Origin of the sequence: Microcystis ichthyoblabe FBCC-A1114, assembly GCF_050500245.1 — a bacterium.
Lineage (GTDB): Bacteria > Cyanobacteriota > Cyanobacteriia > Cyanobacteriales > Microcystaceae > Microcystis > Microcystis ichthyoblabe_A.
In genome coordinates, this window is record NZ_CP191408.1 from 3,243,005 (window position 1) to 3,257,104 (window position 14,100).

The following is a 14,100-nucleotide window of genomic DNA, read 5'->3' on the forward strand; positions in this document are numbered from 1 at the left end:
TTTAAATGACCTCTAAATATTTGCTATCGAGCAGAAATGAGCCTCGATCGAATTTTACACCCCAATAACCCCCCGGCCGGCGATCAATCACCGTGCCTATATCGTCAATATTGAGCAGATCCGGCGGCCGTAACATAGGCATGGGATCGGCGGTTTTCAGGTAAGGGGGAATGGCAATCAGACGGACTTTTCCCCCGATGCTAATTTCACTCATGGTACTGACTAGATGCGATCGTGATAATCTTCCAAGTTAGCATATTTCAAATCATTCTCAAGATAGATTCCCCAAAGAATAGGTGTTGTGTAAGCTGTTCTCGTCACATTTTTCCCTTGGGTTGGGGTGTTGCCTGACCTAGCGGCGAGGGTGGCGATCGCTATCAGTACAACCAAAAAAACCAAAATCTGAATCGTTAGTTGGGGAGAAGAATGTAAAGATTTCTTAAATTGTATTTTTTGATACAGTTGTGGGAAGAGAAATGTGTAAAAAAACGTTGTCTCCCTTTGTTCTTGGGTTGGGGTGTTGCCTGACCTAGCAAAGAAACGACAAAAGTAGGCTAATAGCCTCAAAGCATAAGACTACAAGCTTACACACAAAAAACACTACTCAGGAATAAAAAGTGTCTGAAATCGACGAAGGGCAAGCTATAATTGAGGATTGCTCTCTCCAAAATAAAGTTTTTACTGGCGATGCTTTACACTGTCAGAAAAAAACAATCAGCTTAATAATCAAGAGTAAAAATGATTATGTTATCACGGTTAAAGGAAATCAGAAAAATCTTTATCAGCGAATACAAGACCTGAGTAATTCCTCAAAGCCAGAAAGTTGCTTTCTCAAACAAGATAATAGTCATGGACGAAAAATATCAAGAAAAATAGAAGTTTTTAAAGTGAGGAAAAATGAAAGACAAGGGTTTGAAAATCTGCGCCGAATTATTAAAGTAGAAAGAAGGGGTAGTCGCGGGGATAAAACTTATGAAGAAACAGCTTACTATATTAGTAGCCTAACCGCGTCCGCTCAAGTATTTGCTAAAATTATTCGAGGACATTGGAAAATAGAAAATCAGTTACATTGGGTAAAAGATGTAATTTTTGAGGAAGATAAAAGCGAGATAAGTGATTTTCAAGGGGCAAGCAATTGGTCAATTCTCACAACCATAGGATTGAATCTTTTCAGAGGTTTGGGTTTTCTCTCAATAACGGAGGGACAGAGGTGGTTAGCTGAACGTTGGGAAAAACTGATAGTTTTATCGACGTAAGAAGCAGAAAAATTAGCTAAATTAACAGGATGTACTCTCAGGGAATTTCACGAGAGATAGGCTTTTAGTGGCTTGATAAAAAGCTTTATCCATCTATTCATAATAAATATTGGCAGGGTATTAAAGATTAATTATTGTGACTAACTCTTTTGATTAGAGAAAGATAAACTTGAGAATTTTGAGTTAAATTTATTGACTCAAAATCAGCTGTACTTAATTTAAATGAAACAGCCCTAGGGAAGACAGGGAGAGGTGCGATCGAGTTTTGCCTGATATAAAAAACGACGAATTCGGGGAACTCCGGCAATGGTTTCGTCTGGGACTATGTTACTAAAACCACTCTGATTTTTTGGCAGTTCCGGGGGTGGGGGAAATCCGTCCGGTTGCGGGTAATTATTAAACTTACAAATCGAGATAAAATTAGGAGTATTTTGTAATTGTTTGGCTAGGGGTGGATAATCTTGACTGGCAGCGATGGGACGGAGGATATCTAAGGCGATAATTTGCGGTTCGTAGGGCAGTAATTTATTTAAAAGCTGCGATAATGCTTCTCCTGCGAGGGAACGTTTTCGATCGCTTCCGGGTATTGTTGGTCTTTTCATACCCATGCGATCTTGATAGGCCCAATCTTGGCGATCAATGGTAATAATTAATAATCTGTCATCGGGTTTATCTTTGGGTTTTAGTTGCATCAGGCGATCATAAATATTTAATTCTAAGGGTTCTAAAATTCCCGTTTCTCTTATTGCCAAGACTGTCATGGCTACGGCTAAACCTAAACCGAAAGTTAGAGCAAATTGTCGCCAATTTTGTTGTTTTTGAGGGGAGTTACTGAAACTATGCCAAGTGGGGGGTTCTTCGGTGGTATTGGGGCAAACTACGGGCAGCCAACTGGCACAGGGATAGTCTTTTTCCCAGTCATCGTGCAGATTTTTTTGGGCTTCATGTACGGCGCTATAGAGAGATTTATTATTGGTAAAAGCGGTTAAAAAGTATTGCAGAAATTTGGGAGAAACGGGATCGGGTAATTTCTCGCGCATAAAGATTAGATGGGGTAATGCCATCCCTTTTTCCCGTGATAGTTGTTGTGCTAAACCGATACCATCACAGGAGTTAAATATCGCTAACTTTAACCCGTTTTTAGTGGCTTCTCCCAGGGAAAAGCTAAAATCAGCTATCTTTAATTTATGAGTTTCTGTTAGTTGAATTTCGCAATCTTGGCCATCTTCTGTACTGGCACTATGACCGCTAAAAAAGAGAATATTCCAAGTTTCTTGACGCAATAACTGATTTAATTTTTGCGGGTGAGGGGCTTTTTCCCAGATAATTTCGGCTCCTGCTTTTCCCGCAATATCGTCTAAAGTTTTGCGATCTTCTTCGAGAAATCTTAAGTCGGTGGCATAGCCTAAAATGGCTAAAATCCGAATTTTTTCATGATTTTTTAATTGTCTGGTTAAGGTATCGTATTCCGAGACAATAATGGCTATATCTGCGCCGGTATTTTGGAGGATTTCCCATTTTTCCCAGGGGAATCTTTGCAGCCAAATATTATCGGTTTGTAACCAGATACGAAAGTTATTACCAGAGCGCAGAATTGCGGTTTTGATCGGTTCAAATTCTGGGCTATTATTCAACCATTTGTTTAAGTTATCCTCAAATAATTTGGCTTTTTCTTGGCAGTTTTTAAAAACTAAACTCTGCTGAGAACTATTGGTAATTTGTTGGGGATTACTATCTTTTAAGATTTTAAAAAATCCCTCTAATTCACTATAGTGACGTTGCCATTGACGGTAAAGAGTTAATAACTCTAAATTAGCTGGTAGCCTTGCTTTGATCACAGTTTGGGGACGAGAATTAAGATCGGGACGAATTTCTAATTTTACTTTAAATCCCCGATCGAATGTGCCATCTAGTTCGAGAGTTAAGAGTTTAATCATTAAGTTTTTCCTCGCTTATACTTGTAAATATTCGGTGACTCTTGCCGATTCTAAGGCCACTTCAATGAAGAATTTATCCCCCAATTCAGCATCAAATCTATAACGAATAAATTCATCGTTATCTGTGGCAATTACTTCTCGAAAAACCTGACCAGTTTCGGTGAGAATAGTTAATTTTAAATGGGGGGGTAAAGTGCTTGTTTCTCCCGTGGGGTAAACAGTCGCTTGCAGGCTAAATACTTCTTCAATTTTAGCGATAGTAATCATCAAAGCGAGGGGATTTCCCAGTAATTCTACTCCTAAATCTTTGATGCGTTTAATTTCTGTATTTTTGAAAGCTGTAACCAGTGACAGTGAGCTAAAATCGAGGATACTTTGCCAATCAATGGGGAAATTATCAGTAAACCAATTGGTTAACTTGACGGGGGATTTTTGCCGACGGGTAATTAAAATTTTTCTCCAGTTACTATTGACGATAACTGCTGCCCATTCCTGAAAAGTAACGGCTTTTCTGGGAAAGATTAACTGAGGATTAGCTAAGATGTCTAGTAAGGTTGTCAATCTATCTAAAGATAGTTTTTCTTCCATCTTTTCCCGTTCAATCTTCACTGGTTGTAATTGACACTCTCCCCATAAATCTAAAGAATCTGATCCTGATTGCAGTTGATTTCTCGGTAGAGAGTAGTTAAGATTACGCTTAATATATTGTCCTTTTTCCTTAATATCTTTATGGGTAGTAGAACCCCAAATTCTCAGATGACTTTCGGCAGTGTTTACCTGTACCGCTAGATAATAATCACCAATTAATTGAGGAATATCTACCCATTCTTGAGGAATTTCGATCGCTTCTAGATCCAGAGTTTCGCTGGCAATAACTATTACTGACTTTTCGCCTAATTTAACGGTAAAACCATTAACTCCTAGTTGCCAGAAATCCTCTTGATTTTCTACTAAGCTAACCCCAGGCATCCCTGACTGTAGATAGTTAAAAATAACTTGTTGACAGAGATAATTAATATAAAATCTCTGACGAATACTGGCATCAGTAAAACTGGCACTTTTTGCCCAACTTATCTCTTGAATATCGGCGGGTATTTCTAGCCAAATGCTATCAGGAGTTAGTTCTAACCAATCATTAACCATAATTAATCCTCCTGAGTTGTTGCGCTGGTTTGATAGTAGTATGTTAGCCATGGTTCTATTGCCTTACTAATAACTTCTCTATCGTGAGACTGGAAAGAAATATGCAGGTTTTCGCTGGCCCAGGGTAAAAACTTTTTAGCGAGGTGACGATAAACTTTATCCAGTTCCCTAGAAACCTGATATTGTTTGATAACCACCGTGGTAATTTCTGTAATCTTAGCGGCAATTGCCACTTGTCCCAACCCCAACCCATAAGTCATCTCTAGAATTAACTGAATTTGCGGATGCAGTTTTGCCTGTTGCGGCTGCTGACAAATCTGTTGAATTTCTGCCCCTAACCAAGCTAGAATTTTTTGGTGATTTTGTTGCGACTCGCGAAAATTTTCCGCCGCTTCTAATTGCTGCCAAGGGGTATCATGGTCAGTATCTTCGATCATTTCCTCCCTCGTGCTACTTTCCTCACCCCCTAAAGGTTGCTGTAGAGAAATTGTTTTTCCTTGGGGAAATAAATGATCAAAAATAGCTTGTCCCGCATCCTTTAACCATCGGGTAATTGTCGCAGAATTGATTTTGATGGTAGCGTGGCTATCCGAGTTATAAGCAGCGGCGATTTTTTGCCAGATTTCTGGACTAGGTTCCTGAATTTTACCATCGGTTTTTATTTTTGCCTGGGCATAAATTTCTTTATAGTAATCCCAAGCTAAAAGGTAATTTTCGAGAGTTTCCCCCACTAATCCCCTCGTCTGGAGAGCTTGGCTGAGACGCGCTCAGGTAGAATTAAGTAGTAGGCTCCAAGTATTATGGCCGAATGCTTGACTAATCTGACGGATGCGATCGATTAAGCGATATTTAATCCTCTGAGTGGCAAAATTATCGAAGCGAGTGGAGAATAAAGGCTTAAAGTCAGCTAAGATAGCCTCAAAATCAAGAATTCCTTCGTTAAAGTAGTCTTCGATCTGATAATCTAGTTTAGCTTGATATTTTTGATAGATTTCGGCAGCAGCCCAGTAGCAAGGTTCCTGCAAATAAGCATATAAATGCCCACGAAAAAGATGATTTTTGGAACCGGGATTCTGATACTGTTGCTGAAAGAATAGGGACCAATAATCCTCGGAATCGACATTAGGATCGATTGGGCCATAGCTTTCCATGTTACGACGCAAACGCTGATCGCAATTCCATTCTGTCCTATTTTGTCGCAAAACTAAAAAGCAACAAAACTTCTCCAGCAAAGTCTCTCGTTTTTTCATCTAGCTAGTCCCCGTGGAGGTCAACTAAACTCTCTATCGTTCCACTTGCAGCTTTTATGCAGTATTTTGGCATTTTGTTACAAATTGATCATACTCGGTCTAGGAGAGTCACATTGACATACTCCCCCACCCCCAACAGCTAACCCCCATGCAAGACCAGAACAGGCATATTAAAAAAAAACCTGTCCACTGTTCCTGAGAAACGTTAACATAAGTTAACAACCCCTTAACAACCGATAAGATCATCCTCAATTTATCAGGAGTTCGACAGCGTGAACAAAAACGGTAATAACAAAAAATGGCGCAATGCGGGACTATATGCCCTATTGTTAATCGTAGTCCTTGCCTTGGCCTCAGCTTTCTTCGATCGCCAGCCAGCAGTGCAACAAACTTGGAAGTATAGTGAATTTTTACAGGAAGTGCGGGAAGGTAAAGTAGAAACCGTGCGCTTAAGTGCCGACCGGCAACGAGCGATCGTACCCACCCAAGACGGTACAAATGTATTAGTTAACCTGCCCAACGATCCGCAATTAATCAACATCTTGGCAGAAAATAACGTTGATATTTCCGTACTGCCCCAAAGAGAAGAAGGAGTATGGGTAAGAGCCTTCAGTAGCCTCTTTTTCCCGATTTTACTTCTTGTTGGTCTATTTTTCTTGCTCCGTCGCGCCCAAAGTGGTCCCGGTTCCCAAGCGATGAACTTCGGCAAATCGAAAGCAAGAGTACAGATGGAACCCCAAACCCAGGTTACTTTCGGTGATGTGGCCGGGATTGAAGGGGCAAAATTAGAATTAAACGAAGTGGTGGACTTCCTGAAAAATGCCGATCGCTTCACGGCAATTGGGGCAAAAATCCCCAAAGGAGTCCTTTTAGTCGGTCCTCCGGGGACTGGTAAAACCCTACTCGCTCGCGCAGTAGCTGGAGAAGCAGGAGTCCCGTTTTTTAGCATTTCCGGTTCGGAATTTGTGGAAATGTTCGTCGGGGTGGGTGCTTCTCGCGTCCGCGACCTGTTTGAACAAGCGAAAGCGAATGCACCTTGTATCGTCTTTATCGATGAGATTGATGCTGTCGGTCGTCAACGGGGTGCCGGTTTAGGGGGTGGTAACGATGAACGGGAACAAACCCTCAACCAATTATTAACGGAAATGGACGGTTTTGAAGGTAATACAGGTATTATCATTATCGCCGCCACTAACCGTCCTGATGTGCTGGATGCCGCTTTATTACGTCCGGGTCGTTTCGATCGCCAAGTGGTGGTGGATCGTCCCGATTACGCTGGCCGTAAGGAAATCCTTAATGTCCACTCCAGAGGCAAAACTTTGGCCCAAGACGTGGATCTCGATAAAATCGCTCGTCGTACCCCCGGTTTTACCGGTGCGGATCTGGCTAATTTGCTCAACGAAGCCGCAATTTTAGCGGCACGTCGCAATTTAACCGAGATTTCCATGGATGAGATCAACGATGCGATTGATCGTGTCTTGGCCGGCCCTGAGAAGAAAAATCGCGTCATGAGCGAAAAACGCAAAACTTTAGTTGCTTACCATGAAGCTGGTCACGCTTTGGTGGGTGCTTTAATGCCGGATTATGATCCTGTCCAGAAAATTAGTATTATTCCTCGCGGTCGCGCTGGGGGTTTAACTTGGTTCACTCCCAGCGAGGATCGCATGGAATCCGGGTTATATTCTCGCGCTTATCTGCAAAATCAGATGGCTGTAGCTTTGGGGGGTCGTTTAGCTGAAGAAATTATCTTCGGTGAGGAGGAAGTAACTACGGGTGCTTCTAATGACCTGCAACAGGTGGCACGAGTAGCGCGGCAAATGGTAACTCGTTTCGGAATGAGCGATCGCCTCGGACCGGTGGCTTTAGGTCGTCAAAATGGTAATGTTTTCCTAGGTCGTGATATCGCTTCCGATCGAGATTTCTCCGATGAAACTGCGGCCGCTATTGACGAGGAGGTGCGTAACCTAGTGGAACAGGCCTATCGTCGCGCTAAAGAGGTTTTAGTCAATAACCGCGCCATCTTGGACCAGTTAGCGCAAATGTTAGTGGAAAAAGAAACCGTGGACGCGGAGGAGTTACAAAATATCCTCGCTCATAACGAGGTGAAAATGGCGGCTTTAGCTTAAGTTTTGTAACATTTTCTTGACAAACAGCATCCTGATGGGTGCTGTTTTTTTGTTAAATGAAAATTAATGACAAACTTAATTTCTTGCTGATCAGCTGTTAATCAGCTTAACAGGCGTTGCTGATTTGAGATATGATACTAAATCCGTTGAGTATAGGCTACATATCAGGAAAGGCAAAAGGCAAGAGGCAAAAGGGGGGATAAATAATCAGTTTTTAATAACCAGATTTAGTATGAATCTTCTCTTGTGGGATTTTTAAAACCTAGACCCAAACTAACTTTTGGACACGATGCACAGTTGGCATTCATACCTTGATTCAGTAACGCCTTCTCAGTTATCAGTTATCAGTTATCAGTTATCAGCGATCAGTCAACAGCCCTAAATGAAACTGGCATTAACCTGATAGGAGATCAAATCTCCCTCGACAAAGAAACTGAGGCCGTAGCGACCAGGTGTTAAATTGAGAGACAGTCGGTCGCCGTATTCAACCGAGCCAACAACAGTTGCCACACCCTTACTATCGAATCGCACTAGCTCGGTGATCACGTTGGGGTCGGTGGCGAGTTCCAAACGAAGGTTACGCGAAGTCCTGAATTTGAGTCTGTCCACACTATCCCAAACGCCGCAGCGATTAGTTTCCCCTAAATGACCGTCAACCTCGAAGCTTTTTCCCGTTTTAGCTTTTCCCAGATTGATCGCTCCGCCCCATTCCCGACTCAGATCCAGTCTGGCATAAATCTCGCCGTCCATTCCAGTAATGATGTCTCTGTTCATAATTTACCTCTGGGAATTTTTCTATCTCTACAGATCAAAAACTACCGATTCCGTTTTCGCCATTCCCAGGGTGGCATCGGGTTTCCCCCGCAAATTCCCTTGCGGTTCGATCGAGCTTCGGTAAAAGCCCTTTCGATTTCATTCCAGCTGGGACAGTCAGCTTTGAATCGATCGTAAGCCCAAACCATACCATCTTTTACCTGCTGCAGTTGAACTAGCTGACCGTTGGCGTACACCTCGGCCACGGTACGCCCGAAGCGATCTGTATCGATAGCATTGATAGTGACTTGGTTATTCGCTCGGTTGAGTAGCGATCGCAAGTGGTCACGACTAACGATGCCGTTCTCCTGTTTTATTTCTGGGGCATCAACACAGGCGAATCGGATTCTCTGCTGTTTTCCGTCACAATCGACCCTAATCGTGTCACCGTCGTGTACCGAACCCCTGACCACCGTGCAAGTGCGGGTATTGGCTAAGGTTGAGGAGGGAAGGTTCTGACAGAACACCAATAGTAAGGCGATCGCTAAAAGGAAAAGGCGCTTCATGGTTTTTGGGTGCGTGACGGTGGCAAGGAAAACCAAATCGTCGGGATTGGTAATCGCCGTCTATTTTACGGTGGTGAGGATGTCAACGGCAAAATTTCCGTAAAGAGGGTGATTCCCATTGATTAATATGTCAGGTTCCCTGCCGTAAAGAATCAATGGATACTTGAGGCAATGATGATTACAGAATTAAATATCCGGTTAGAAGCCACCGAAAAAACAACCAGAGAAATAAGGTTACGGAAGGAAGCTATCGACCGGCAATCGGCCGAGTTTAACCAGTGGATGACCAGAATCAAAGCCAGGCTAAATGCGATCGCTGGTAAGATTGAAAAATAGCGAAGATTTAAAAGGGAATCCAATCAACTCGGTCAATCCATTCTTCTGCTTCGGATGCTTCCTAAATCAGATATAATTCTTCTGCCCAGATTTCTAAATTAGCACTGGGACGCAACCATAGTAAACCCCAAATATGTCCCCCCTTATCCCAATGGTTTTTCAGGTGTCCGGGCATACTGCGACAATTATTTGGTAACTAACAACCGTTGAAATGATGCAACATAATCTAGGATTTCTGGGTCTAAAGTTCCCAGTGGTGGTGCATCGGGTTCACCTACTCGCAAAATATCGAGATTAGGATTCAATCGCAACAGAGATATTTTGAGGTCTGGGGATAAGTTTTCATCTAACAAAAACCGGATTCTCAGAAGAGTTAAAATAGTCTATAGTTACTTGCGCCATAAAAGCCCTTTTCTTAAAACCTGTCAGCTTTTTTGCCGCATCTTTCAAGCTTGATTTGATTTTTTCAGTCAGTTCAGTTACCATAGTTGAGAGTGGGAGTAACAAGTTGCTTCTCTAGTCTAGATGGTAATTTATTAATACGCAAGTCCCTTACTTGTTCGTAAGTCATCTTTCAATCTTAACTCTTGGACTATTTTATCCTATTTTGTCTAGACTTATGCAAGAGATCTAATCTTTAGGTTCTATCCCCAAGGCCCTTAACTGTTCCGCTAGGCGATCGGCTCGTTGTCGTTCCTGTTCGGCTCGTTGTCGTTCCTGTTGAGTGGATTCCTGGGAAGTTAACAACAAGTTACCTTCCCCATCCCACCAGCGAAGCCAGGGAAAGAACTGATTTTGGTATTCCCCTTGCCAAATTCCTAACTCTACCTTTAAAGGAGTAATGGGATAATGACCGCGCTGATTAGGAGTCATTTTTTGGTAACGACCATTAACTAACTGGTACATCTCGATCTGAGCCTTGTTAACTTCATAAATCCCATAAAAAGGAATTTGAATCGCTCGCTCATAGATCCAAAATTTACCCTTAACAGGCGTTTTATCCCGTTCTTCTTCACCATTACCAGAGACAAATTCTAAGGCAATAACCGGTTCAATGGTTTCTTTCCACATCACAAAGGAACGGCGAACTTGACCATCAATCGTTGTGGGGACATGGGGAACATAAAACCAATCGGGAGCAACAGCACCTTTTTCTAGGGATTCTGGATACTCTGGCAATCGCCAATAAATCCCACAATCTCGACCCAGACAGTAATTACCGTCAGGATGTAATTGTTCTAAAAGGGGTGTAATAGTATGCGTTAAAAGGTCTGCTTGGGGAGGCTCTTGATAGTTTTTCACAAAACTTCCATCTTTATCGGGGAGTTGGGTGTGGTCGGGTAAAGGGGAAGCGCAATACGCTGTGGTCGAAGGTTCCTGAATTGTGGTTGAGGGTTGTACAGTTTGGGTCATTGAACTCATCTTTAATTCCCCTATTTTTGTTATCTAGCTTTTATTCTATAACTGTTCTTCAAAACCTGCAAAAACTATGCCTGATCTCAATGCTATCCTCGGAATGACCGCTCTTCGCTCCCAGACAAAAGGCGATCCACTCATCAAAATCGCTGTTCTTGATGGACTAATTGATTTAGATATCGTCTGTTTCCAATCAGCAAATATTACCCGCCTTGATCCCTATTAGTCGGAAGAATTTACCATCGATCCGCAACACTTACAAGCCTTTTTAGATGTAGAAAAAAGTGGCAAAAGTGAGGAAGAAAAAGAGCATCTGTTCAAAGAAGAAATCCCCGAGGAAAACATCCGCAACAGTTTGCATTTGCGCTTCCATGCTAACCATATTATCAGCACCATTTGTGGACAGGCAGATTCACCGCTCCCCGCTCCCCGCTCCTTTATACCTTCTCAACGGAATTTAGTATAACCACTGAGGCCAGGGTTAGCTGTCGATCAAATTCAATTATAATTAACTTCTTATTCAAAATTTTAGTTAATTATGCGTTACAAACTTTTAGGTAATAGTGGTCTGCGAGTTTCCGAACTATGTCTAGGGACGATGACATTCGGGGAAGATTGGGGTTGGGGAGCGGATAAAGAGGAAAGTCGGGCGGTTTTTCAGGCTTTTGCGGAAGCGGGCGGCAATTTTCTCGATACTGCTAATATCTACACTAACGGAACCAGTGAAACATTAGTGGGGGAATTTGTCAAGGGCGATCGAGAAAAATGGGTAATCGCCACGAAATATTCTCTCAACACCCGTCCCGGGGATGTCAATGCCTGCGGAAATCATCGAAAAAACCTCTTTCAGGCGGTAGAAGCTAGTTTAAAGCGTTTAGGTACTGATTATATCGATTTACTCTGGCTTCATATTTGGGACTCTCTCACTCCTATGGAGGAAGTGATGCGTGCTTTCGATGATTTGGTCAGGATGGGAAAAGTGCTTTATATCGGCATTTCTGACAGTCCTGCTTGGATTGTCTCCCAAGCAAACACCCTGGCCACCCTACGGGGATGGACACCCTTTATCGGACTACAAATAGAATATTCTCTCAAGGAACGCACCCCCGAACGGGAATTATTGCCTATGGCCAAAGCATTAAACATCGGGGTGACAGCTTGGAGTCCCCTGGGAGGAGGAGTTTTAACGGGAAAATATAATCAACCCAACCCCGTCGATGGTCGTTTAAGCATGACCGACCAACCTTTTCAAATTCTCGATCGCGATCTGAAAATTGCCGAGACCGTCCTAGAGATTGCCAGAGAAATCGGGAAATCACCAGCACAAGTGGCGTTAAATTGGCTCAGAAATCGCCCTAACCCCATAATTCCTATCATTGGCGCTCGAAGATTGTCCCAATTGCAGGATAATCTCGCCTGTGTGGATTTTAACCTGACTGGGGAACAGCTGCAACGACTTGATAATATCAGTGCCATTTCCCTCGGTTTTCCCCAGGAACTTTTAGCCAGTCAATTTGTTCGCGATATCCTATTAGGAGGAGTAGCGGCACAATTGGACCGATGATGGAAGTCTTTGTTTATGGAACCCTGAAACCCAGGGAGAGTAACTATTCTGCCTACTGTGCAGGAAAAGTGATCAACTCTAAAACCGCCTACACAAGGGGGCATTTATACCATCTTACCGCCCTCGGTTATCCCGGACTGACCGAGGGGGAGGGCTGGGTGAAGGGAATTTTATTGACTTTTAACGCAGATTATGATATTGGGCTTTTGGATGGTTTGGAAGATTATCAACCCGGCAGATCTCCAGAAGAAAACGAGTATCAGCGTCGCAGAATCCCTATTTATAATCTAGAGCGAGAATTAATCTGCGAAGCTTGGGGATATATGATGACACCGGCAAAAATAGCTTTTCATGGCGGTGTTTGGCTGCCTTCCGGTTGGTGGACCAGTAGCGATCGAGAATAGGGATGAGGGGGCCGATTCTGTTAAGATATACAAATTAAAAGCTTAATCGTGAAAAAATTATGTATCTACTCCTAGAAGTGGCCAGTGGCAAATTCCCCGTTTATTTCGTGGCAGTTTATGTGGTCGGTTTTCTGGCTGCTGTCACCATCGGTTCGATCGCTTGGTATAATTCTAAGCGCCCGGTTGGTTGGGAAGATGCCCAAAGACCGGATATTATCCCCGAAGTGAAGACAGATATAGATTCTGATTCTCGATCCTAGAAAAAGGCAGTTATCAGTTATCAGCTTCTCAAGGCAAGAGGCAAGGGGCAAAACACAGAATCTGGCAATTCTCCTACCTAAAAAGAAGGTTAGAAACTAAGCACATCAAAGCTTTTAGCTTAACAAATTAGGTTTTAGATTCAGACCTTGTTATCAGATGTGGGTTTTCAGTTCACTGATTACTGATTACTATTTACTGACAGAACTACCCATTCCCTTCCATCTTCCCTATTCTCCATTTTGCTATGAAACTAACAGCGATGTCCTTTAATATTCGCTACGATAAACCCGATCCTGATGAGCGTAATTGGCGAGTAAGAAGGGAAGCAGTAGCGGCTCTAATTGCTCACTATTCTCCCGATATAATTGGTACTCAGGAAGCTCGCGCTAATCAACTATTGGATCTACACCGTTTATTGCCAAAATACCAAAGTTTAGGTAGTGATCGCAGGGGAACAGGATTAGATGAACATTGTGCGATTTTGTATCAACCAAGTCGGTTAAAATGTTTAGAAATATACGAATTTTGGCTATCAGAAACTCCCGATATTGTTGGCAGTATTACCGAAGCTTGGGGTAATCCTTATCCCCGCATGGTAACGGGGGCTAAATTTCGCACTCTTGAGGGGCAAACTTTGCAGTTTTATAACACCCATCTCGATTACTATAGCGACAAAGCTAAGGACTTAGGTGCTAAGTGCATACAGGAGCGTTTTTGTCAACTAGATTTAACAAAAGATTACCTATTTTTAACAGGTGATTTTAATGTTAATTCTCAACGATTACCCCGTCAGATTTTAACTCAACCTCTCCAGTCAGAAATTAAATTAAAGGACGCTTTAGCCGATTTGGAATTAGCCGAACAAATGAGCTTTAATAATTACACTGATACTCCTTATTTAGCCATCGATACCATTTATTATGATAGCCGTTTGCAGTTAGATTGGGCTAAAGTCGATCCTTGCCGTTGGTTGAATCTTATTCCTTCCGATCATTATCCTGTAATTGCTGCTTTTACCTTGCCCTAGAAATAGATTATTTTTGTATTTAGCAAATATATAGAGGGTGAAAGCTTCAGCAGACTTTAGT

15 protein-coding genes and 3 pseudogenes are annotated in these 14,100 nt (G+C 42.5%); 8 read left to right on the forward strand and 10 right to left on the reverse strand.

Features of this window, described 5'->3' with window-relative positions; all coding sequences use genetic code 11:
- Position 1: 1 nt before the first annotated feature.
- Both sipA and ACQY1Y_RS15690 read right to left on the reverse strand, forming a co-directional pair.
- A complete protein-coding gene (gene sipA, locus ACQY1Y_RS15685) occupies positions 2 to 214 on the reverse strand; it encodes a regulatory protein SipA (protein ID WP_002738252.1) in 213 nt (70 codons plus the stop codon).
- A gap of 8 nt (positions 215 to 222) precedes the next feature.
- On the reverse strand, positions 223 to 390 hold the full coding sequence (locus tag ACQY1Y_RS15690) for a hypothetical protein (RefSeq protein ID WP_193745192.1): 168 nt from the start codon (positions 388 to 390) through the stop codon (positions 223 to 225).
- Between the two features lie 224 nt (positions 391 to 614).
- Here ACQY1Y_RS15690 and ACQY1Y_RS15695 point away from each other — a divergent pair.
- A pseudogene (locus tag ACQY1Y_RS15695) lies at positions 615 to 1,256 on the forward strand (ISAs1 family transposase); the annotation flags it as partial.
- Between the two features lie 236 nt (positions 1,257 to 1,492).
- On the opposite strand, the pseudogene ACQY1Y_RS15700 reads toward ACQY1Y_RS15695, so the two are convergent.
- The 3 genes and pseudogenes from ACQY1Y_RS15700 to ACQY1Y_RS15710 all read right to left on the reverse strand — a co-directional run.
- Positions 1,493 to 3,193, reverse strand: a pseudogene (locus ACQY1Y_RS15700) (CHASE2 domain-containing protein); the annotation flags it as partial.
- Positions 3,194 to 3,208: 15 nt separating this feature from the next.
- Positions 3,209 to 4,336: a DUF1822 family protein gene (locus tag ACQY1Y_RS15705; RefSeq protein ID WP_430013103.1), complete on the reverse strand. Its 1,128-nt coding sequence runs from the start codon at positions 4,334 to 4,336 to the stop codon at positions 3,209 to 3,211.
- Between the two features lie 2 nt (positions 4,337 to 4,338).
- A pseudogene (locus ACQY1Y_RS15710) lies at positions 4,339 to 5,586 on the reverse strand (RNA polymerase subunit sigma-70).
- Positions 5,587 to 5,858: 272 nt separating this feature from the next.
- Here ACQY1Y_RS15710 and ftsH3 point away from each other — a divergent pair.
- Positions 5,859 to 7,712, forward strand: coding sequence for an ATP-dependent zinc metalloprotease FtsH3 (gene ftsH3 / locus ACQY1Y_RS15715; RefSeq protein ID WP_002742170.1), 1,854 nt, complete (start codon positions 5,859 to 5,861; stop codon positions 7,710 to 7,712).
- A 378-nt stretch (positions 7,713 to 8,090) separates the two neighbouring features.
- Here ftsH3 and ACQY1Y_RS15720 read toward each other — a convergent pair whose 3' ends face one another.
- A complete protein-coding gene (locus tag ACQY1Y_RS15720; RefSeq protein WP_430013104.1) occupies positions 8,091 to 8,486 on the reverse strand; it encodes a hypothetical protein in 396 nt (131 codons plus the stop codon).
- 41 nt (positions 8,487 to 8,527) lie between these two features.
- Complete coding sequence (locus tag ACQY1Y_RS15725) at positions 8,528 to 9,031, reverse strand: thermonuclease family protein (protein WP_430013105.1); 504 nt, start codon at positions 9,029 to 9,031, stop codon at positions 8,528 to 8,530.
- Between the two features lie 171 nt (positions 9,032 to 9,202).
- Between ACQY1Y_RS15725 and ACQY1Y_RS15730 the strand changes: the two genes are divergently transcribed.
- On the forward strand, positions 9,203 to 9,367 hold the full coding sequence (locus ACQY1Y_RS15730; protein ID WP_180995423.1) for a hypothetical protein: 165 nt from the start codon (positions 9,203 to 9,205) through the stop codon (positions 9,365 to 9,367).
- 185 nt (positions 9,368 to 9,552) lie between these two features.
- Here the strand turns inward: ACQY1Y_RS15730 and ACQY1Y_RS15735 are convergent, their stop codons facing one another.
- The 3 genes from ACQY1Y_RS15735 to ACQY1Y_RS15745 form a co-directional block, all read right to left on the reverse strand.
- Positions 9,553 to 9,720, reverse strand: coding sequence for a DUF5615 family PIN-like protein (locus ACQY1Y_RS15735; RefSeq protein ID WP_002737266.1), 168 nt, complete (start codon positions 9,718 to 9,720; stop codon positions 9,553 to 9,555).
- Complete coding sequence (locus ACQY1Y_RS15740) at positions 9,710 to 9,853, reverse strand: hypothetical protein (RefSeq protein WP_002736704.1); 144 nt, start codon at positions 9,851 to 9,853, stop codon at positions 9,710 to 9,712. The genes ACQY1Y_RS15735 and ACQY1Y_RS15740 overlap by 11 nt, the downstream gene beginning before the upstream one ends.
- A gap of 144 nt (positions 9,854 to 9,997) precedes the next feature.
- Positions 9,998 to 10,789 (reverse strand): Uma2 family endonuclease, encoded by a 792-nt coding sequence (locus ACQY1Y_RS15745; protein WP_002735258.1) that lies wholly within the window; start codon positions 10,787 to 10,789, stop codon positions 9,998 to 10,000.
- A gap of 67 nt (positions 10,790 to 10,856) precedes the next feature.
- On the opposite strand from ACQY1Y_RS15745, the gene ACQY1Y_RS15750 reads away from it, so the two are divergent.
- From ACQY1Y_RS15750 to ACQY1Y_RS15770, 5 genes are all read left to right on the forward strand, one after another.
- Positions 10,857 to 11,009 (forward strand): anacyclamide synthesis AcyG domain protein, encoded by a 153-nt coding sequence (locus ACQY1Y_RS15750; RefSeq protein WP_430013106.1) that lies wholly within the window; start codon positions 10,857 to 10,859, stop codon positions 11,007 to 11,009.
- A 312-nt stretch (positions 11,010 to 11,321) separates the two neighbouring features.
- On the forward strand, positions 11,322 to 12,347 hold the full coding sequence (locus ACQY1Y_RS15755; protein WP_002742186.1) for an aldo/keto reductase: 1,026 nt from the start codon (positions 11,322 to 11,324) through the stop codon (positions 12,345 to 12,347).
- Entirely contained in the window at positions 12,344 to 12,751 is a 408-nt protein-coding gene (locus ACQY1Y_RS15760; protein ID WP_430013107.1) for a gamma-glutamylcyclotransferase family protein, read from the forward strand. The genes ACQY1Y_RS15755 and ACQY1Y_RS15760 overlap by 4 nt, the downstream gene beginning before the upstream one ends.
- 59 nt (positions 12,752 to 12,810) lie before the next feature.
- Complete coding sequence (psb35, locus tag ACQY1Y_RS15765) at positions 12,811 to 13,011, forward strand: photosystem II assembly protein Psb35 (protein ID WP_002737145.1); 201 nt, start codon at positions 12,811 to 12,813, stop codon at positions 13,009 to 13,011.
- A gap of 245 nt (positions 13,012 to 13,256) precedes the next feature.
- Positions 13,257 to 14,039: an endonuclease/exonuclease/phosphatase family protein gene (locus tag ACQY1Y_RS15770; RefSeq protein ID WP_430013108.1), complete on the forward strand. Its 783-nt coding sequence runs from the start codon at positions 13,257 to 13,259 to the stop codon at positions 14,037 to 14,039.
- Positions 14,040 to 14,100 lie beyond the last annotated feature (61 nt).